Source organism: Marinobacter sp. X15-166B (genome assembly GCF_001752365.1).
GTDB lineage: Bacteria > Pseudomonadota > Gammaproteobacteria > Pseudomonadales > Oleiphilaceae > Marinobacter.
Genome location: NZ_MEIY01000001.1, coordinates 2,749,657 through 2,768,079, shown reverse-complemented (window position 1 = coordinate 2,768,079; position 18,423 = coordinate 2,749,657). Strand labels below are relative to the sequence as shown.

Sequence of the window (18,423 nt, the reverse complement as noted above, 5' to 3'; positions counted from 1 at the left end):
GAAGTGATTGGTTCTGGCCGCTACTCGGCTTCGACCCCCTGAATGGGCCTGACGGTTTCCCACTGCTTGCAACTGGGGCACAGCCAATGCAGCTGCTGACCCGAAAAACCGCAACTGACACACCGGTAAACCGGCCGGTTGATCAGCAGCATCTCACCGATCCGGCTGATGAGCCGCCCCTCGTCTGTGGTCATGCCTTTTTCGTAGCCGGCCATTTCCACCAGGCGCAGCAGGCCACCGACGCTGGGACGTTTTTCCAGCTCTTCACGCAACAGCTCTATGGCAACCGGCCGGGTGGACGCCTGCTCGACGCACTTTACCAGCGCCAGCAGCAGGGTGGTACTGGGCCAGCGGGCGTAAAGCTTGCGCAACCGTCTGACCAGCTTTCGGGGATCGCCGTGCTCCCGCTCAATCGCCATGACGCCGTCCACGGCGTCAGACCCGAATTCAGGATTCTGTTCGAACACTTTAAAATACTGGGCGGTCGCGTCCTTGTAACTCCCCTGACGCTGCAACAAGGTTGCCATTATAAACGAGGCACGGGCGCAGGCGCGATCATAGTCCAGCGCTTCCTTAACGTATTTTTGCGCGCCCCAGCGGTCGTCCCGGGCGATGGCCTCTTCCGCTAGCTCACAGGTGATGTGTGCCAGCATGGTCTTGATGCCGGGATCCTGACTCTTCCCCTGCAGCGCCACCGCAACCTTGCGGGCGTTGGCCCACTCTTTTTGCTGCTGATACACTTCGATCAATTGCATCGCCGCCCGGTGGCCGTAGTCAGAATCCCCCATCAGTTCATGCAACAGGGCCTCGGCCCGATCCAGCAGGCCCGCCGCCAGATAATCCAGCGCCAGCTCCATAGTTACCTGCGGGGAATAGCGGGTGGGCAGCTCAGGACGAGCCAACAGGTTCTGATGAATCACAATGGCGCGATCGGTCTCCCCCTTGTGCCGGAAATGCGCGCCAATGGACAGATGCAGGCTGACGGTATCGCTGTTAACCGCCAGGGATTCCACAAAGTTTTCGACCGCCTGATCGGAGTAATTGGTAAACAGAAACTGCAGACGATCCCGCACTGAACCCTCATCGGAGATCACTTGACGGGATTGGACACCGGAGCGTCCGAACCGGCCGGCCAGCCACCCCAAAGCAACAGCGGCCGTCAGCAGCAACCACTGAGACACTAACTCCATCAAAGTACCCGGGGGGTCTGGTTTTTGCTCTTTTCCAGTTCTTGCTCGGCACGGGTCAGGCGCTTCTGCAAGTGCCTGCGGGACACAGAGACCCTGACGGTTGCCAGCAAGGTCATCAACACACCCACCAGGGCGCCAGCCACAAACGCCAGAATGAGCCACAGGCCAACGCCGTGGGGACCGGTCTCAAACAACAGAAAGTTCAGTGCTACCGGCATCTGGTTGTTGAGTGAAAACACCAGCGCCAGAAGAATAAAACACAGCACCAACAGGATGATCAGTATTTTCTGGAATCCAGCCATACGCCACGCTCCAAACGAATCACCAGCGTGATCCGGCGAGTATTCTAGACTACCAGGCACCCCCGCCGACACGCGGGCAACCTGTGGGAAGCTGAAGGGCCTTAAAAACCCTGCTTCATGCTTTCATTCACCTGCTCCCGCAACTCTTTGCCAGGCTTGAAATGGGGCACGTACTTTGCGGGCAATTGCACCGCTTCGCCTGTCTTCGGGTTACGCCCCACCCGGGCCGCCCGGTGATGCAGCGAGAAACTGCCAAATCCGCGAATCTCGATACGCTGCCCTTCGGAAAGCGATTGCGACATGTGCTCAATAATGGTTTTTACAGCCAGCTCGACGTCTTTGACCGAAAGCTGTGTTTGCTTGGACGCAACCAGTTCTACCAGTTCAGATTTTGTCATGAGGCAACACCCTCTTCCTTTTAGGGAAGCCAACCCTTCAGCTTCATGCCTCTAGTTTAGCCAAACTGAAAAAAAACACAAAAAAAACGGGCTGTTACAGCCCGTTTTTTTCTTACCACAAGGTCATCTTAGTCCTTGTTGGCGTTTTGCTGCTGCATCTGCTCCTTGATGAGATCACCGATGGTGGTCGCACCCGAAGTCTCAGCGGCCTTGCTGCGAACTGAGTCCAGCGCCTGCTTGTCTTCTTCCACGTCTTTCGACTTGACCGACAGGTTGATTACACGGTTCTTGCGATCAATGCTGATGATCTTGGCTTCAACTTCGTCGCCTTCGTTCAGCGCGTTGCGTGCATCTTCAACACGGTCGCGGCTGATTTCGGAGGCTTTCAGCGTGGCTTCAACCTCATCGCTGAGGGTGATCGTTGCGGCTTTGGCGTCCACGGAGGAAACCACACCTTTCACGATAGAACCCTTGTCGTTCAGCTGCACAAACTCGGCAAACGGGTCGTTTTCAAGCTGCTTGATTCCCAGAGAAATACGCTCACGCTCCGGATCAACAGACAGGATCACGGTATCAACCTCGTCACCCTTCTTGTATTCACGTACCGCTTCTTCACCGGTTTCGTTCCAGCTGATATCGGACAGGTGAACCAGACCGTCGATGCCGCCATCCAGACCGATAAAGATACCAAAGTCGGTGATTGACTTGATCTTACCGGAAATGCGGTCACCCTTGTTGAAGTTACCGGAGAAGTCTTCCCACGGGTTGGAAACGCACTGCTTGATACCCAGGGAAATACGACGACGCTCTTCATCGATGTCCAGAATCATCACCTCTACTTCATCGCCCACCTGAACGACTTTTGAAGGATGGATGTTCTTGTTGGTCCAATCCATTTCGGATACGTGAACCAGACCCTCGACCCCTTCTTCCAGCTCTGCAAAGCAACCGTAATCGGTCAGGTTGGTCACCCGCGCCTGGACGCGGCTGCCTTCGGGGTAACGGCCTTTGATGTCAACCCAGGGATCTTCGCCCAGCTGCTTCAGACCCAGGGATACACGGTTACGCTCACGGTCGAATTTCAGGACCTTGACGTTGATCTCGTCACCAACGTTAACAATTTCGCTCGGATGCTTGATGCGCTTCCACGCCATGTCGGTGATGTGCAACAGACCATCCACACCGCCCAGATCAACAAACGCACCGTAATCGGTCAGGTTCTTGACGATACCCTTGATTTCCAGACCTTCGGTCAGGGTCTCAAGCAATGCATCACGCTCGGCGCTGTTTTCGGCTTCCAGTACCGCACGACGTGAGACCACCACGTTGTTGCGCTTCTGGTCGAGTTTGATGACCTTGAATTCGAGCTCTTTGTTCTCCAGGTGCGCAGTGTCGCGTACCGGACGAACGTCTACCAGTGAGCCCGGCAGGAAGGCACGGATGCCGGACAGATCGACTGTGAAGCCACCCTTGACCTTGCCGTTGATCACGCCTTTGACGACTTCTTCGGCTTCGAAAGATTTCTCAAGAACCTTCCAGGCCTCAGCGCGCTTGGCTTTTTCACGGGACAGACGGGTTTCACCGAAACCGTCTTCAACAGCGTCGAGAGCTACGTCAACTGTATCGCCAATTTCAACATCCAGCTCACCCTTTTCGTTCAGGAACTGGGAAGCAGGAATGACACCTTCAGACTTCAGACCGGCGTGGACAGTTACCCAGTCGTGGTCGATATCAACAACGGTTCCCTGGACGATGGAACCCGGTTGCATGTCAATTTCTTTTAGGCTTTCTTCAAATAGATCCGCAAAGCTCTCGCTCATTATATGTCCTATGTGATCAACGCAAGTACTCCGTGTTGTCAGCGACACGGTCTGTGATTTATGAACTGATTACGGCCAAGGCTGACCGAATACACCGCAACCAGCGTTCCAACGACGAAAGGCGTTGCTAGGTCTGACCTGCTGCGATCAGAACCTCAGACAACACCTCATCAATACTCAACCCTGTCGAATCAATGACTTGCGCATCGCTTGCAGGCTTAAGTGGAGCAGCGGAGCGGTTCATATCACGCTCATCACGTACCCTGATTTCGTCTAAAAGGTCGCTCATGGTAACATTGAGACCGGCGGCCTTCAACTGACTATACCGTCTGCGTGCACGTTCTTCGGCACTGGCGGTCAAAAAAATCTTGGTGGGGGCGTCGGGGAAAACCACCGTGCCCATATCCCGGCCGTCGGCCACCAACCCCGGGGCCTGGCGGAAATCCCGCTGACGCTGCAACAACGCGTCCCGCACCGGCTGCATCACGGCGACCCGGGATGCGTTGTCACCGCAGCGCTCGGTGCGTATCTCGCGCGTCACGTCCACCCCCGCCAGAATCACCTTTACCGGTTCCCCCGGAGCGGTCGGCTCGAACGCCACGTCCAGGGCCAGCGCCACCCGCACCAGAGCCGATTCGTCATCCAGCGAGACCCCCTGCTGCTCCGCCGCCAACGCGGTCAGGCGATACAGGGCGCCGCTGTCCAACAGGTGCCAGCCAAGCCGGCGGGCCAGCATCTGGGTTATGGTCCCTTTGCCCGAACCGCCTGGTCCGTCCACTGCAATTACCGGTACTTCAGGGTGGTCGGTCATGATCCGCTGACGTCCTCACGAATCTGGAAACCGGTGCGCTTGGCCAGCTCGACGAAATCGGGGAATGAAGTGGCCACATTCGCGCAATCGTTGATTTCGATATGGCCCGTTGCCCGCAATGAGGCCACCGCAAACGACATGGCGATGCGGTGGTCACTGTGGCTGTGTACCCGCCCGCCACCAATGGTTTGCCCGCCGGGAATAACAATGCCGTCCGGCGTCACCGTCGTGGTCACGCCCAGGGTGGCCAGCCCGTCCGCCATCACCTGAATGCGGTCACTCTCCTTGACCCGCAACTCTTCTGCCCCGCGCAGCACCGTCTCCCCCTCGGCACAGGCCGCCGCAATGAACAGCACCGGGAATTCGTCGATGGCCAGTGGCACCTGGTCTTCGGGAATTTCAATGCCTTTCAGCTGGGCCGAGCGTACCGTCAGATCCGCCACCGGCTCGCCGCCCATGTCGCGCTCGTTGCTGACTTCTATATCAGCCCCCATCAGGCGCAGAATGTTGATGATGCCAACGCGGGTGGGATTCATGCCCACGTGGCGCAGGGTCAACTCGGAATCCGGCGCGATGGTCGCAGCAACCATAAAGAAAGCCGCAGAGGAGATGTCTGCGGGCACGTCAATGGTGGTGGCGGTTAACCGGCTGCCGCCGGTGACGCTGGCGGTGGCGCCGTCGCGGTGCACGTGGCACCCGAAGCCGGCGAGCATCCGCTCGGTGTGATCACGGGTCGGCGCGGGTTCAGTCACCGAGGTCATGCCCTCGGCGTACAAGCCGGCCAGCAACAAGCAGGATTTGACCTGGGCACTGGCGACCGGCATGTCGTAGTGAATGCCGGTCAGCTTCTGGCCACCGCTGATTTTCAACGGCGGACGCCCACCCTCTGCGGTGTCGATGACCGCGCCCATGGCGCGCAGAGGGGAGGCAACCCGGTTCATCGGCCGGGACGTCAGGCTGGCGTCACCGGTGAGCTCGCTGTCAAACGCCTGGGCCGCCAGCAAGCCGGCAAACAGCCGCATGCCGGTGCCCGAATTGCCCAGATAGATGGGCCCGCGCGGTGCGGCCAGACCATCAATGCCGACCCCGTGGATGCGCACCTGGCCCTTGTCCGGGCCTTCGATGGTCACCCCCATATCGCGGAACGCCTGAATGGTCGCCAGGCTGTCTTCACCCTCCAGAAACCCGGTGACTTCCGTGACGCCGTCGGCCAGCGCCCCCAGCATGATGGAGCGGTGGGACATTGACTTGTCGCCCGGCACCCGTATATCCCCGGAAACACGTCCGCCGGGCTGCATATGAAAGGTTACTTGTTTTTGATTCATGTCTGTCACGTACGACTGTCCTGAAAGCATTTTAGAAAAGTGTTCCCGCGCCGCTTTGGCACGGGTAAATACCTTGAGCAACCGGGCTCCGTCCTCAGTGGCAATGGCGGTGCGCAACTGCTGCAGATCCGCGTTGAAATGATCAATCACCCTCAACACAGCCTGCCGATTCGACAAAAATATGTCGTGCCACATGACCGGATCGCTGGCGGCGATGCGGGTAAAGTCACGAAAACCACCGGCCGCGTAGCGGAAGATGTCCATATTCTGATCTTCACCGGCCAGGGTATCAACCAGCGAAAACGCGATCAGGTGCGGAAGGTGGCTGGTGGCGGCCAGGACTTCGTCATGGTAGGCGGCGGTCATGGTCAACACGGTTGCGCCGCACCCTTCCCACAAGCGGGTCAGCTTTGCGAGCCCGTCACTGTCGGTGTGGGCCTGCGGGGTCAGGATGACCTTGTGGCGGTCAAACAGATCGCCGGTGGCCGCCTGGATACCGCTGCGCTCGGAGCCTGCAATCGGATGTCCCGGAATCACCTTGGGGCCGACCTGTCCGAACACCGCGGCCACCGCCTGCACAAAACTGACTTTGGTACTGCCCACATCGGTCAGCAGCGCATCCGCGTGCAGCCAGGGCCGCACCTGCTCGAGCACCGCCCGGGTGGCCTTTACCGGGACGGCGACCACCACCAGGTCGGCGCCAGTGACCGCGTCACGGATCGAGGCCGCTTCGTCGATCACTCCCGCAGCCAGGCCCTGCGCGAGATCCCCAGCCCGGGCGTCGGCACCAACGACCGTGGCCACGAGACCCCGGCTTTTACAGGCTTTGGCGAGTGAGCCGCCAATGAGCCCCAGCCCGATAACGGCCATCCGCTGAAACACGGGGCGTTGGTCAGGCACCCGCACCCACCTCGTTCAGGGCTACCGCCAGTGCCTGCAGCAGCTTGTCGTTCTCGTCCGCCAAGCCCACCGATACCCGCAAGTGCTCGGGCATCCCGTACCCGGCTACCGGGCGTACGATCACGCCCTGCCTGAGCAGGCTGGTGTTGATGTCGGCGGCCCGCTCCCCCACCCGCACCGCGATAAAGTTACCCGCTGATGGAATGAACTCCAGCCCGAGCCGTTCAAACCCGGTTTCCAATTGTGTCATCCCGGCGCTGTTGACCGCTCGGGAGCGCTCCAGATAAGCATCATCGGCGAGCACCGCAGTGGCCGCAGAAAGCGCAATGGCATCGACATTAAAAGGCTGGCGCACCCGGTTGAGCACATCGGCGATCGCCGGGTGACTGAGGGCGTAACCGACCCGCAGGGCGGCAAGCCCCCAGGCCTTTGAAAAGGTACGCACGACAATCAGATTGGGGAACTGACGGAGCAACGCAACCCCATCAGCGCTGCCCTCATCGACCATGAATTCACAATAGGCTTCATCCAGCACCACCAGCACCCGTGCGGGAATACGCCGGAGAAAAGCCTCAATGGCGGCCGCGGTATGCACCGTGCCGGTGGGGTTGTTGGGGTTGGCGACGAAAATCAGCCGGGTGGCGTCGGTCACCGCGTCGGCCATTGCGTCCAGATCGTGCCCCCACTCTTTGGCGGGCACACACACACCGCGCGCGCCTATGGCCTGGGTAACCAGCGGATAGACCGCAAACGCATACTGCGAATAAATAACTTCGGCGGATCCGTCGGCGTAGCAACGGGCGATCACTTCCAGAATATCGTTGGACCCGTTACCCAGAGTGATCTGCTCCGGGCTCACCGAAAAGCGTGTCGACAGTGCCTGTTTCAGCGCAAATCCGTTACCGTCCGGATAACGGCACAACTCCGCCAGTGCCCGGCCGGCAGCGGCCATGGCCAGCTCACTGGGCCCCAGGGGGTTTTCGTTGCTGGCCAGCTTGATGATGCCCTCGGGGCTCAGTCCGAACTCGCGGGCCAGCTCTTCGATCGGCTTGCCGGGCTGGTAGGGTGACAACGCCTGCACACCTTGTACGGCCAGGCTCTGATAATCAACAGACATATAAACGCCTCCCGGGCCAGGCTTCCAGAGCCCGGCGTTGCGTGATTCAGGATCAGAGCACACCGATTGGGTAGGACCCCAACCGCTTGAGCTCAACCGCTTCCTGGTCAATTTCAGCAATGACCTTGGCCACATTTTCATCGTCCATGTGGCCTTCAAAATCTATATAGAACACATAAGCCCAGGTGCGATTGGGGGACGGCCGGGTCTCGATTTTGGTCAGACTCAAACCGTGCTTGTGGAACGGCTCCAGCACCTGGTACAAGGCACCGGGCTTGTTGCGCATGGACACCAGAATCGATGACTTGTCCTCGCCACTGATGGCCACATCTTCACGTCCGATGATCAGGAAACGCGTGGTGTTGTCCGGACGGTCTTCGATGTTGCCCGCCAACACCTGCAAACCATACAGCTCGGCCGCCATGTCGCCCGCAATCGCGGCGGCACCGGGTTCCTCGGAGGCCCTGCGCGCCGCTTCCGCATTACTGCTGACGGTGATGCGCTCGACTCCAAAACGGTGTGTATCCAGCCACTGCCGGCACTGGGCAAATGATTGCTGATGGGAATAAATGCGGGTGATGTCCTCACTGTTGGTGTCCGGAGACGTCAGCAGGTGGTGGTGTATCCGCAACTGCACTTCACCACAGATCTTCAACGGCGAACTGATGAACATGTCGAGGGTGTGACTGATCATCCCCTCGGTGGAGTTCTCAACCGGCACCACCCCGTAATGGGCTGCCCCGGATTCCACCTCACGGAATACCGCGTCAATCGCCGGCATGGGCACACTGATGGCGGAATGGCCGAAGTGTTTCAGCGCCGCCGACTGGGTGAAGGTGCCGGCCGGCCCCAAAAAGGCCACGTGCATGGGCTTCTCCAGCGCCAGACACGCCGACATGATTTCCCGGAACAGGCGCGCCATCTCTTCGTCCGCCAGCGGCCCGGGGTTGTCCGCCTTGATCCGCCGCAGCACCTGCGCTTCCCGCTCGGGACGATAAAAGAACACGTCCTCCGGGTTGGCCTCCACTTTGACCCGGGCGACCTCCTGGGCGCAGGTCGCCCGTGCGCTGATCAGGGCCATGATTTCTTTGTCCAGACGATCGATCTCGTCTCTCAGCTTACCAAGTCGGGCCTGTTCATTCGCCATGTTATGCCCTCTCTTTCGCAAACTCGGCCATATAATCAATGAGTGCGTCCACGCCGGCTTCCGGCATGGCGTTGTACAGACTGGCGCGCATGCCGCCCACCGAGCGGTGCCCTTGCAGATTCAGCAGGCGGCGTTCTTCAGCCCCCGCCAGAAAGGCACCATTGAGGCTGTCGTCCGCCAGCACAAACGGTACGTTCATCCAGGAGCGATAACGCTGCTCGATCGGATTGGCATAAAAATCGTTGCCGTCGATGAAATCGTACAACTTGCCGGCTTTGCGCTGGTTCCGTTCGCCCATTGCGGCCACCCCACCCTGGGCCTTGAGCCACTTGAACACCAGCCCCGACAGGTACCAGGAATAGGTTGCCGGCGTGTTGTACATGGAGCCGTTGGCGGCCGCCACCTGGTAATTCATCATGGTCGGCGTGTCCTTGCGGGCCCGCCCGAGCAGGTCCTTACGCACCACCACCACCACCAGCCCCGAGGGCCCGATGTTTTTCTGCGCGCCGGCGTAGATCAAACCGAACCGGGACATGTCCATCGGCCGCGACAGGATGGTGGACGACAGGTCGGCCACCAACGGCACACCGGGGCTGTCCGGTACAAAATCGAACTCCAGCCCGCCAATCGTTTCATTGGGGGTGTAATGCAGGTAGGCCGCATCCGGGCTGGTGGTCCAGCTCTCGGCGGCAGGAATGGTCGCGAAACCTTGCGGCTCACTGCTGCCGGCCACGTTGACGGTGGCATAGCGACGGGCTTCCGCAATGGCTTTCTGCGACCAGATACCGGTGTTGATATAGTCGGCTGAGGTTTTGTCTCCGAGCAGATTCAGGGGGACAGTGGCGAACTGACTGCTGGCGCCGCCCTGCATGAACAGGACCGCATAGTCATCGGACACGCCCGCCAGCTCACGGAAATCCTGCTCGGCGGTGGTCGCAATCTCGACAAACTCGTCGCTGCGATGGCTCATTTCCATGACTGACATGCCGGTGCCCTGCCAATCCAGCATTTCATCCCGGGCCTGAGCCAACACTTCTGCCGGCAGCGTGGCCGGACCCGCACAAAAATTATACGCCCTACTCATAGTCAGCCGATCTCTCGCTCTTCCAATTTACGCCACCCGGTTCGGTAACGGACATGCGCTGTCCGCCACAGAACCGGATGATCCAGCTTGCACACTTACTCGTCGGCGGTCTCTGCAGACTCATCCCCGGCGTCGGCGTCGCCATCTGCTGCGGCGGCGTCGGCCAATCCGGACTCGTCCTCACCGCTGTCTTCGATGCGCTCAACGCCCACCAGCCGCTCGTTCTCCTGACTCAGCCGGATCAGGCGCACGCCCTGAGTGTTACGACCAAGAATACTGACTTCATCCGTACGGGTGCGCACCAGGGTGCCCTTGTCGGAGATCAGCATCATTTCGTCGCCTTCGAACAATTGCAAGGCGGCCACCAGATCGCCGTTTCTGTCGGTGCACTGCAGGGCGATGACTCCCTGACTGCCGCGGCCGTACACGGGGAACTCGTCCAGTGCGGTGCGTTTGCCGTAACCGTGTTCACTGGCCATCAGCAGCACACCATCCTCCTGGGGAATGATCAGCGAAACGACCCGCTGCCCCTCCGGCATGCGGATGCCGCGCACCCCACGAGCCGTCCGACTCATGGGCCGCACCGCGTCCTCTTTGAATCGTACCGCCTTGCCGGCCGAGGAAAACAGCATGATTTCGGCGTCTCCTTCGGTGATGGCGGCACCGATCAGGGTATCCCCTTCATCCAGCGACAGGGCGATCAAGCCGCTGCTGCGCGGGCGGGAAAAGTTGACCAGCGGGGTCTTTTTGACCACCCCGTTGGCGGTGGCCATCAGCACGAAGTGATCTTCCGGGTAATCGCGCACCGGCAGGAAGGTGGTGATCCGTTCACCTTCGTCCAGGGGCAGGATGTTGACCATCGGACGCCCGCGGGAGGCACGACTGGCGCGGGGAATTTCAAACACCCGCAACCAGTAGACTTTACCGTGGTTGGTGAAGCACAGGATAGTGTCGTGGGAGTTGGCCACCAGCAACTTCTCGATGAAATCTTCTTCTTTCATGGAGGTAGCGGCACGGCCGCGACCACCCCGGCGCTGGGCCTGGTAGTCTTCGACCGCCTGGGTCTTGGCGTAGCCGCCGTGGGATATGGTGACCACCAGATCTTCTTCGTCAATCAGGTCCGCCACGGTCAGATCCTGGCTGGAGCTCATGATCTCGGTGCGGCGCTCATCACCGTACTCGTCCACCACGGCCGCCAATTCGTCCCGGATAACCTGCATCAGGCGCTCGGGCGAGCTGAGAATGTCCAGCAGATCGGCAATTTTTTCCAGAATTTCACGGTATTCGCTCTGGAGCTTTTCCGTCTCCAATCCGGTCAACCGATGCAGCCTCAGATCCAGAATGGCCTGCGCCTGCTCCGGCGACAGATGGTATTGGCCGTCGCGCAACCCGTAGATTTCCGGCAGATCGTCGGGACGGCAGGCGTCTTCGCCGGCCCGCTCCAGCATGGCGCTGACCACGCCGGGCGGCCAGCCACGGGCCACCAGCTTGTCTTTCGCTTCAGACGCCGAAGGCGACTGACGGATCAACTCGATGACTTCATCGATGTTCGCCAGCGCAATCGACAGCCCTTCCAGAATGTGGCCCCGTTCCCGGGCCTTGCGCAGCTCGTAAATGGTCCTGCGGGTGACCACTTCGCGCCGGTGGCGCACGAAGGCGCTGAGCATGTCTTTCAGGTTGAGTATTTTGGGCTCACCGTCAATCAATGCAACCATATTGATACCGAACACGGTTTCAAGCTGGGTATGAATGAACAGGTTATTGACCACCACCTCGGGGTTTTCATTGCGTCGCAGTTCGATGACGACACGGATCCCCTCTTTGTTGGATTCGTCCCGCAGCTCAGTGATGCCTTCCAGACGCTTTTCTTTGACCAGCTCGGCAATCCGCTCGATCAACCGGGCCTTGTTCAGCTGGTAGGGCAACTCGGTGATGACGATGGACTCACGACCGTTCTTGGGATCGGCCTCAATTTCATAGCGCGCACGGATGCGGATCCGCCCGCGGCCGGTGCGGTAAGCCTCAACAATCCCCGCCCGGCCGTTGATGATGCCCTGGGTGGGGAAGTCCGGCCCGGGAATGAACTCCATCAGCTCATCCACGCTCAGATCCGGGTTGTCAATCAGGGCCAGACAACCGTTCACCACTTCGGTCAGGTTATGGGGGGGTATGTTGGTGGCCATACCCACGGCAATTCCCGAAGAGCCGTTCACCAGCAGATTTGGTATCCGGGTGGGCATGACTTCGGGAATGAACTCAGTGCCGTCGTAGTTGGGTACGTAATCCACCGTTTCCTTGTCGAGATCCGCCATGATCGCGTGGGCAATCTTTTTCATGCGGATTTCGGTGTAACGCATAGCGGCCGCGTTGTCGCCGTCGATGGAGCCAAAGTTGCCCTGCCCGTCTACCAGCGGGTAGCGAAGCGAGAACGGCTGAGCCATCCGTACAATGGTGTCGTAAACGGCCGAATCACCGTGGGGGTGGTATTTACCAATAACGTCACCCACCACACGGGCTGATTTTTTATAGGCCTTGTTCCAGTCGTTGTTCATGACGGACATGGCGTACAGTACGCGTCGGTGTACAGGTTTCAAACCGTCACGGACATCCGGAAGTGCCCGCCCGACAATAACGCTCATGGCGTAATCGAGATAAGACTGCTTGAGCTCGTCTTCAATATTAACGGGCAGGATCTCTTTGGCTAATTCACCCATCGAGAGAGGTTCCTTTACATTTGCTGGAAGTCGACTTGGTTATTCACTCACAAGCCGATGATTCTACCACAATCAAGCCGTTGGCTCAGTCAAAAACCACGGTCTTGTTTTCGTAGATGATTACGCGGTCTTCAATGTGAGCGCGAAGGCCCCGGGCGAGCACGTTCTTTTCCACGTCTTTGCCGAGGCGCACCATGTCTTCGATGGTGTCGCTGTGGCTGACGCGAATCACGTCCTGTTCGATAATCGGGCCCTGGTCCAGCTCCTCGGTCACATAGTGACTGGTGGCACCGATCAGTTTGACCCCGCGGCTGGCCGCCTGATGGTAAGGACGGGCACCCGCGAACGACGGCAGGAAACTGTGGTGGATGTTGATGGCCCGCCCGGCGTAACGCTCACACAGGTCCGGTGGCAGAATCTGCATGTAACGCGCCAGCACGATGACGTCCGCTTCGTAGGAATCGATCAACGCGCTGACGTCAGCAAATGCCTGTTCCCGGGTCTCCCGGCTCACCGGGACGTGGTGATAGGGTATATCGTGCCACTCGACCATGCGGCGTAAGTCGTCGTGGTTGGAAATCACTGCAACCACTTCCGCACTCAGCTCATTGCTGTGCCAACGGTGCAACAGGTCGGCGACACAATGGGACTCTTTGCTGCACATCAGAATAACCCGCTTGGGACGGGCCGAGTCGGCGATGTGCCAGGCCATGTCGAACTCACGGGCAATGGGCTCAAAGGCTGCACGGAACTGTTCCAGACCAAAGGGCAGTGAACTCGCTTTAATTTCGTGACGCATGAAAAAACGGCCGACCTGGGGATCCGAGTGATGACTGGCCTCGGTGATCCAGCCGTTGTAGGTCGACAAAAAATTACTAACCTTTGCGACAATGCCAACCCTGTCAGGGCAAGAGATCACAAGGCGATAGGTATGCTCCATGGGAACCTTTCCTTCTAGATTCAGGGAAAGCAGGCAAACATAAAACAGATCTGCCCGTAAAAATGACGGGCTATGATACCGCATCTGCCCGTCAGAAACGAAGTGCCTGGCCCGAACCGGTGCACCGTCTGCCCATTTGCATCATTTGCCGCTATGGGCCAGTCTTTATAAATCCTCCGAGCCACTCAGACAGGTGACAGCATGACCATGGATCGAGACGCATCACCCCTCAAATTCTTGCACTACTTCATTGTTTCAATAACGCTTTTCGGCTTCGCCGCGCACACCATGGCCGCCGCCCCGATACTGGAAGGTGAACGTCACCACCCGGTGGAAGGCTCACAGGGCATGGTGGCCACCAGTCACACGCTGGCCACCGACGTCGCCCTGCAAGTGTTGAAACAGGGCGGCAACGCCGTCGACGCAGCGGTGACGGCCAGCTTCGCGCTGGCGGTCACCCAGCCGCGTTCCGGCAATATTGGCGGTGGTGGCTTTATGCTGTTTGCCCCGGGAGACGGCTCCCCGGTCACCGCCATAGACTACCGGGAGAAGGCACCCGCGGCGGCCCACGAGACCATGTTCCAGGATGAAGACGGCAACGTGGTGCAGGAGCGCAGCCGCTACACTCATCTGGCCGCGGGCGTACCGGGCACGGTGGCGGGCATGGCCATGGCCCTGGAGCAGTACGGCACTATAACCCTGGCGGAAGCGCTGGCGCCGGCCATACGTCTGGCCCGCGAGGGCTTTATCGTGCCGCTCCGCTTTACCCAGGGGCTGGAACAGGCGAAAGAACGATTGCAACGTTCGGCCACCACCAAAACCACCTTCTACAAACAGGACGGTTCAGCTTACCAGCCGGGGGAAAGATTCCGTCAACCGGAGCTGGCCGACACCCTGCAACGCATTGCCGATACCGGCATACAGGATTTCTATGAAGGTGAAACCGCCAAGCTGATTGTGGCAGAAATGGAACGCAATGGCGGCCTGATTACCATGGAGGATCTCGCCAATTACCGGCCGGTCATGCGCGAACCGGTGCACGGTCGCTACCGGGGTTACGACATTTACTCCATGTCGCCCCCCTCCTCGGGTGGCACCCACATCGTACAGATCCTGAACATCCTGGAAGACTATCCGATCGCGGACTACGGCCATAACTCGGCCCAGACCCTCCACCTGATGGCCGAAGCGATGAAGCTGGCCTACGCCGACCGGACCCGCTACCTGGGTGACACGGATTTTGTGGAGGTACCGCTGAAGGGGTTGACCGATAAGGACTATGCCCGCCATCTGCGTCAGGGTATCGATCCCGACCGGGCCCGGCCGGCCAAAGACATACAGGCGGGGCAGCCGGGGGAATACGAAAGCAACGAAACCACGCATTTTTCGATCGTCGACCGCTGGGGCAACGCCGTGTCCAACACCTACACCATCAACTTCAGTTATGGCTCAGGCATCACCGTGGCCGGCGCAGGATTCCTGCTCAATAACGAGATGGATGACTTCAGTGCCAAACCCGGGGTAGCCAATGCCTACGGCCTGCTCGGCGGCGGTGCCAACAAGGTCGAACCCAACAAGCGCATGCTCAGCTCCATGTCGCCCACCATCGTGCGTCAGAACGGCAGCAACCGGCTGGTCACCGGCAGCCCCGGAGGCTCCCGCATCATCACCACCACCTTGCAGGTACTGATGAACGTGATCGACCACGGCATGAACATTCAGTCTGCGGTTGCGGCCCCGCGCATTCACCACCAGTGGCTGCCGGATGAAATCCGTATCGAACGGGGCATCAGCCCGGACACCGTCCGGCTGCTGCAGGACAAGGGGCATACCGTGGTCACCAAGCCGGCCATGGGCGCCATTCAAAGCATCTACATCGATGATACGGGCCGATTCTACGGCGGCGCGGACCCACGGCGCAGCACTTCATCGGCACAAGGCTACTAGAAATTATTGCGGAATTTACCCGGGGACAGACCTGCGTCTGGCCCCGGGTGGTTGTGAAGCTCAGTGCGGGATCGATTTCGACAATACGTTCATCACCAGAACACCTGCAATGATCAGCGCCATACCGACCACGGCGGGGGCATCCAGTCGCTGCCCAAACGCCAACCAGCCCACCACGGATATCAGCACAATGCCAATCCCCGACCAGAGTGCGTAAGCCACGCCGACCGGGATGGTACGCAGCATGAGCGACAGAAAATAAAACGCGATGCCGTAGCCCAGCACCACAATCAGGGAGGGCCAGAGGCGGCTGAAACCCTCACTGGATTTCAGCGCCGAGGTAGCCACTACTTCAGCGACGATCGCCGTTAGCAGGAATAACCAGTTTTTCATCGTATGGTTCCGGGAAATAATAAAGCCAGGGGTTTGCATGCGGTCACATTACCCGCAACTATGTGTATATGGCAGCCACCAGTCAGGGTGACCCTATGGAAGCAACTTTTGTCAGCAATCTGGTCGACCAACTTTACAAAAATCTGGGCGACACGCTCAACTCTCTGGGCATGAGCGGAATCGACTGGCAGGTGCTGCTTGTGCACCTCGCCGGTCAGCTGATCATCACCAGCATCTATCTTGCCTTTTTTGCGGGTCTGTACCTGCTGGTTATGTTTATCGTCCAGCAGGTGTTCGGCCGCATTCCCTTGCGCTCCATCAATATCCGCCATGTGCGTACCAGTGTGCGCTATCTGCTTTTACTGGGCGCCTCGCTGGCCATATTTGCCCAGTTCGGCGCCAGCACCGAGTTTCTCGGTGCCCTGGCGCGCGCCGGGTTCGTGGCGCTGGGCTTTTTTATCGGCTGGATGATTCTGTCCCGCGTCGTTGAGAATCTGCTGTCCCGCTACCGGGTTGACCCATCCATCCAGCAGCTGATCGAAAATCTGTTGTCGGTATGCGCTCTGGCTCTGGGGGTGGTAACGGTGCTGGCCCAGTTCGGGTTTGACGTGGTGTCCATTGTGGCCGGACTGGGCATCGTGGGGATCGCGGTGGGTTTTGCCGCCCAGTCCACCCTGTCCAACTTTATCGCCGGCATTACCCTGCTGATCGAACGTCCGTTCAGCATCGGCGACTGGGTCATCATCAACGGTCAGGAGGGCAAAGTCATCCGCATCGCCTTGCGTACCACCTGGCTGCGCACCCGCGACAACATTTTCACCATGATCCCCAATGACAGCGTTGCGTCAACCGATATCATCAATTACAGCGCCGAGGGTCCCACCCGGCTTAACATTCCGCTGGGTATTGCCTACAAGGAGTCGGTCGCCACGGCGCGGGACGCAATCATGAAGGTGTTGGCGGCGCATCCGGAGGTGATTCAGCGGGACGACATGGCGCCGCGGGTGCTGTTGAAAAATCTGGCCGACTCTTCGGTCAACCTGATGGCCCAGGTGTGGATCGAAGCCGGCGATCTGGACCATCAGCCGAAAATCATGGCGGACCTGCTGGAAACCATCAAGGAAGCCCTCGATGCCGAGGATATCGAGATTCCCTTCCCGCACCTGCAGCTGTTCATCGACGAGGCGGCGGGTCTGACACCGGTGCTGGAACCCCTGTATACGGCCACAGCCGCACCGGCGGAGCAGAAGCCGGGTTGATCCGCCCCGGTGGGTGCGCGGCGCCCCGGGGCACGGGCTAGAGCTGGTAAAACGCCCGATACCAGTCCACGAATCTGGCTATGCCCTCTTCCACCGGAGTGGAGGGTTTATAACCCACGTCGTCCATCAAGGCGTTAACGTCCGCATAGGTGGCGGGAACATCGCCCGGCTGCAGGGGCAGCAGGTTTTTGATCGCCTTTTTACCCACCCGCTCCTCGATGATTTCAATGAAGCGGGACAATTCCACCGGGTTGTTGCTGCCGATGTTGTACAACCGGTAAGGTGCCATGCTGGTGGCAGAATCCGGGGTGCCGCCCGTCCATGCCGGGTTGGGCGTGGCCACCTGGTCCAGCGTGCGTATCACACCTTCCACAATATCATCGATGTAGGTGAAATCGCGGCGATGCCTGCCAAAATTGAACACATCAATCGGTTCACCGGCGAGAATTTTACGGGTAAAAATAAACAACGCCATATCCGGCCGGCCCCAGGGCCCGTAAACGGTGAAAAAGCGCAGCCCGGTGGTGGGCAACTGATACAGATGGCTGTAGGTGTGCGCCATCAGCTCGTTGGCCTTTTTGGAGGCCGCGTACAGGCTCAGCGGATGATCGACATTGTCGTGCACCGAAAACGGCATGGTCTCGTTGGCGCCATACACCGAGCTGCTGGAGGCGTACACCAGGTGCTGCACCCCGTGGTGACGACAGCCTTCGAGAATGTTCATAAAACCCACCAGATTGGCATCCACGTAGGCGTGGGGGTTTTCAAGGGAATAACGCACCCCGCCTGGGCCGCCAGATGCACCACCCGCTCTGGTTTGTGGGTGCGGAAGAGTTCCGCCATGGCCTCCCGGTCGGCCACGTCCTGGCGTACCTCGGTGAAACCCGGTTGTCCTGTCAGGCGGGCCAGCCGCGCCTCCTTGAGGTTCACGTCGTAGTAATCGTTGACGTTGTCGACACCGATGACTTCATCACCGCGGGCGAGCAGGCGCTGCGCCAGGTGTGAACCGATGAACCCCGCTGTCCCTGTCACAAGAATTTTCACCGCCGAATCTCCGTAGGTCGTTCGTGGGCTGC

The 18,423-nt window shown here is 59.3% G+C and carries 14 protein-coding genes and 1 pseudogene; 2 read left to right on the top strand and 13 right to left on the bottom strand.

What is annotated here, in order from left to right:
• Nucleotides 1–20: 20 nt before the first annotated feature.
• The 11 genes from lapB to purU form a co-directional block, all read right to left on the bottom strand.
• The gene (lapB, locus tag BG841_RS12995) at nucleotides 21–1,190 is read right to left on the bottom strand and encodes a lipopolysaccharide assembly protein LapB (protein ID WP_070058043.1); all 1,170 of its coding nucleotides are present in this window, start codon (nucleotides 1,188–1,190) and stop codon (nucleotides 21–23) included.
• Complete coding sequence (locus tag BG841_RS12990) at nucleotides 1,190–1,492, bottom strand: lipopolysaccharide assembly protein LapA domain-containing protein (RefSeq protein WP_070058042.1); 303 nt, start codon at nucleotides 1,490–1,492, stop codon at nucleotides 1,190–1,192. The genes lapB and BG841_RS12990 overlap by 1 nt, the downstream gene beginning before the upstream one ends.
• A 101-nt stretch (nucleotides 1,493–1,593) precedes the next feature.
• Nucleotides 1,594–1,890 carry an integration host factor subunit beta gene (locus tag BG841_RS12985; RefSeq protein WP_070058041.1) on the bottom strand — a complete coding sequence of 99 codons (297 nt, stop codon included), beginning with the start codon at nucleotides 1,888–1,890 and terminating at the stop codon, nucleotides 1,594–1,596.
• Between the two features lie 128 nt (nucleotides 1,891–2,018).
• Nucleotides 2,019–3,710 carry a 30S ribosomal protein S1 gene (rpsA, locus tag BG841_RS12980; protein ID WP_070058040.1) on the bottom strand — a complete coding sequence of 564 codons (1,692 nt, stop codon included), beginning with the start codon at nucleotides 3,708–3,710 and terminating at the stop codon, nucleotides 2,019–2,021.
• Nucleotides 3,711–3,837: 127 nt separating this feature from the next.
• On the bottom strand, nucleotides 3,838–4,521 hold the full coding sequence (gene cmk, locus BG841_RS12975; protein ID WP_070058039.1) for a (d)CMP kinase: 684 nt from the start codon (nucleotides 4,519–4,521) through the stop codon (nucleotides 3,838–3,840).
• Nucleotides 4,518–6,716 (bottom strand): bifunctional prephenate dehydrogenase/3-phosphoshikimate 1-carboxyvinyltransferase, encoded by a 2,199-nt coding sequence (locus tag BG841_RS12970; RefSeq protein ID WP_265733895.1) that lies wholly within the window; start codon nucleotides 6,714–6,716, stop codon nucleotides 4,518–4,520. The genes cmk and BG841_RS12970 overlap by 4 nt, the downstream gene beginning before the upstream one ends.
• Before the next feature lie 22 nt (nucleotides 6,717–6,738).
• Nucleotides 6,739–7,863: a histidinol-phosphate transaminase gene (gene hisC / locus BG841_RS12965; RefSeq protein ID WP_070058038.1), complete on the bottom strand. Its 1,125-nt coding sequence runs from the start codon at nucleotides 7,861–7,863 to the stop codon at nucleotides 6,739–6,741.
• A gap of 52 nt (nucleotides 7,864–7,915) precedes the next feature.
• The gene (gene pheA / locus BG841_RS12960) at nucleotides 7,916–9,010 is read right to left on the bottom strand and encodes a prephenate dehydratase (RefSeq protein WP_070058037.1); all 1,095 of its coding nucleotides are present in this window, start codon (nucleotides 9,008–9,010) and stop codon (nucleotides 7,916–7,918) included.
• 1 nt (nucleotide 9,011) lies between these two features.
• On the bottom strand, nucleotides 9,012–10,094 hold the full coding sequence (gene serC / locus BG841_RS12955; RefSeq protein ID WP_070058036.1) for a 3-phosphoserine/phosphohydroxythreonine transaminase: 1,083 nt from the start codon (nucleotides 10,092–10,094) through the stop codon (nucleotides 9,012–9,014).
• 95 nt (nucleotides 10,095–10,189) lie between these two features.
• Nucleotides 10,190–12,808, bottom strand: a complete 2,619-nt coding sequence (gene gyrA / locus BG841_RS12950) for a DNA gyrase subunit A (protein ID WP_070058035.1) — start codon at nucleotides 12,806–12,808, stop codon at nucleotides 10,190–10,192.
• An 85-nt stretch (nucleotides 12,809–12,893) separates the two neighbouring features.
• Nucleotides 12,894–13,748 carry a formyltetrahydrofolate deformylase gene (purU, locus tag BG841_RS12945; RefSeq protein ID WP_070058034.1) on the bottom strand — a complete coding sequence of 285 codons (855 nt, stop codon included), beginning with the start codon at nucleotides 13,746–13,748 and terminating at the stop codon, nucleotides 12,894–12,896.
• A 288-nt stretch (nucleotides 13,749–14,036) separates the two neighbouring features.
• On the opposite strand from purU, the gene ggt reads away from it, so the two are divergent.
• Nucleotides 14,037–15,695, top strand: a complete 1,659-nt coding sequence (gene ggt, locus BG841_RS12940; protein ID WP_228141735.1) for a gamma-glutamyltransferase — start codon at nucleotides 14,037–14,039, stop codon at nucleotides 15,693–15,695.
• Nucleotides 15,696–15,755: 60 nt separating this feature from the next.
• Here ggt and BG841_RS12935 read toward each other — a convergent pair whose 3' ends face one another.
• Complete coding sequence (locus tag BG841_RS12935; protein ID WP_070058033.1) at nucleotides 15,756–16,088, bottom strand: DMT family transporter; 333 nt, start codon at nucleotides 16,086–16,088, stop codon at nucleotides 15,756–15,758.
• 95 nt (nucleotides 16,089–16,183) lie between these two features.
• Between BG841_RS12935 and BG841_RS12930 the strand changes: the two genes are divergently transcribed.
• Entirely contained in the window at nucleotides 16,184–17,347 is a 1,164-nt protein-coding gene (locus BG841_RS12930; RefSeq protein ID WP_070058032.1) for a mechanosensitive ion channel family protein, read from the top strand.
• Between the two features lie 37 nt (nucleotides 17,348–17,384).
• Here BG841_RS12930 and BG841_RS12925 read toward each other — a convergent pair.
• A pseudogene (locus BG841_RS12925) lies at nucleotides 17,385–18,391 on the bottom strand (NAD-dependent epimerase).
• Between the last annotated feature and the right edge of the window lie 32 nt (nucleotides 18,392–18,423).

Excerpts from the sequence above, each read along its gene's own strand:
- lapB (WP_070058043.1), bottom strand. The coding sequence starts at position 1,190 with ATGGAGTTAGTGTCTCAGTGGTTGCTGCTGACGGCCGCTGTTGCTTTG.
- BG841_RS12990 (WP_070058042.1), bottom strand. The coding sequence starts at position 1,492 with ATGGCTGGATTCCAGAAAATACTGATCATCCTGTTGGTGCTGTGTTTT.
- BG841_RS12985 (WP_070058041.1), bottom strand. The coding sequence starts at position 1,890 with ATGACAAAATCTGAACTGGTAGAACTGGTTGCGTCCAAGCAAACACAG.
- rpsA (WP_070058040.1), bottom strand. The coding sequence starts at position 3,710 with ATGAGCGAGAGCTTTGCGGATCTATTTGAAGAAAGCCTAAAAGAAATT.
- cmk (WP_070058039.1), bottom strand. The coding sequence starts at position 4,521 with ATGACCGACCACCCTGAAGTACCGGTAATTGCAGTGGACGGACCAGGC.
- BG841_RS12970 (WP_265733895.1), bottom strand. The coding sequence starts at position 6,716 with ATGGCCGTTATCGGGCTGGGGCTCATTGGCGGCTCACTCGCCAAAGCC.
- hisC (WP_070058038.1), bottom strand. The coding sequence starts at position 7,863 with ATGTCTGTTGATTATCAGAGCCTGGCCGTACAAGGTGTGCAGGCGTTG.
- pheA (WP_070058037.1), bottom strand. The coding sequence starts at position 9,010 with ATGGCGAATGAACAGGCCCGACTTGGTAAGCTGAGAGACGAGATCGAT.
- serC (WP_070058036.1), bottom strand. The coding sequence starts at position 10,094 with ATGAGTAGGGCGTATAATTTTTGTGCGGGTCCGGCCACGCTGCCGGCA.
- gyrA (WP_070058035.1), bottom strand. The coding sequence starts at position 12,808 with ATGGGTGAATTAGCCAAAGAGATCCTGCCCGTTAATATTGAAGACGAG.
- purU (WP_070058034.1), bottom strand. The coding sequence starts at position 13,748 with ATGGAGCATACCTATCGCCTTGTGATCTCTTGCCCTGACAGGGTTGGC.
- ggt (WP_228141735.1), top strand. The coding sequence starts at position 14,037 with ATGGCCGCCGCCCCGATACTGGAAGGTGAACGTCACCACCCGGTGGAA.
- BG841_RS12935 (WP_070058033.1), bottom strand. The coding sequence starts at position 16,088 with ATGAAAAACTGGTTATTCCTGCTAACGGCGATCGTCGCTGAAGTAGTG.
- BG841_RS12930 (WP_070058032.1), top strand. The coding sequence starts at position 16,184 with ATGGAAGCAACTTTTGTCAGCAATCTGGTCGACCAACTTTACAAAAAT.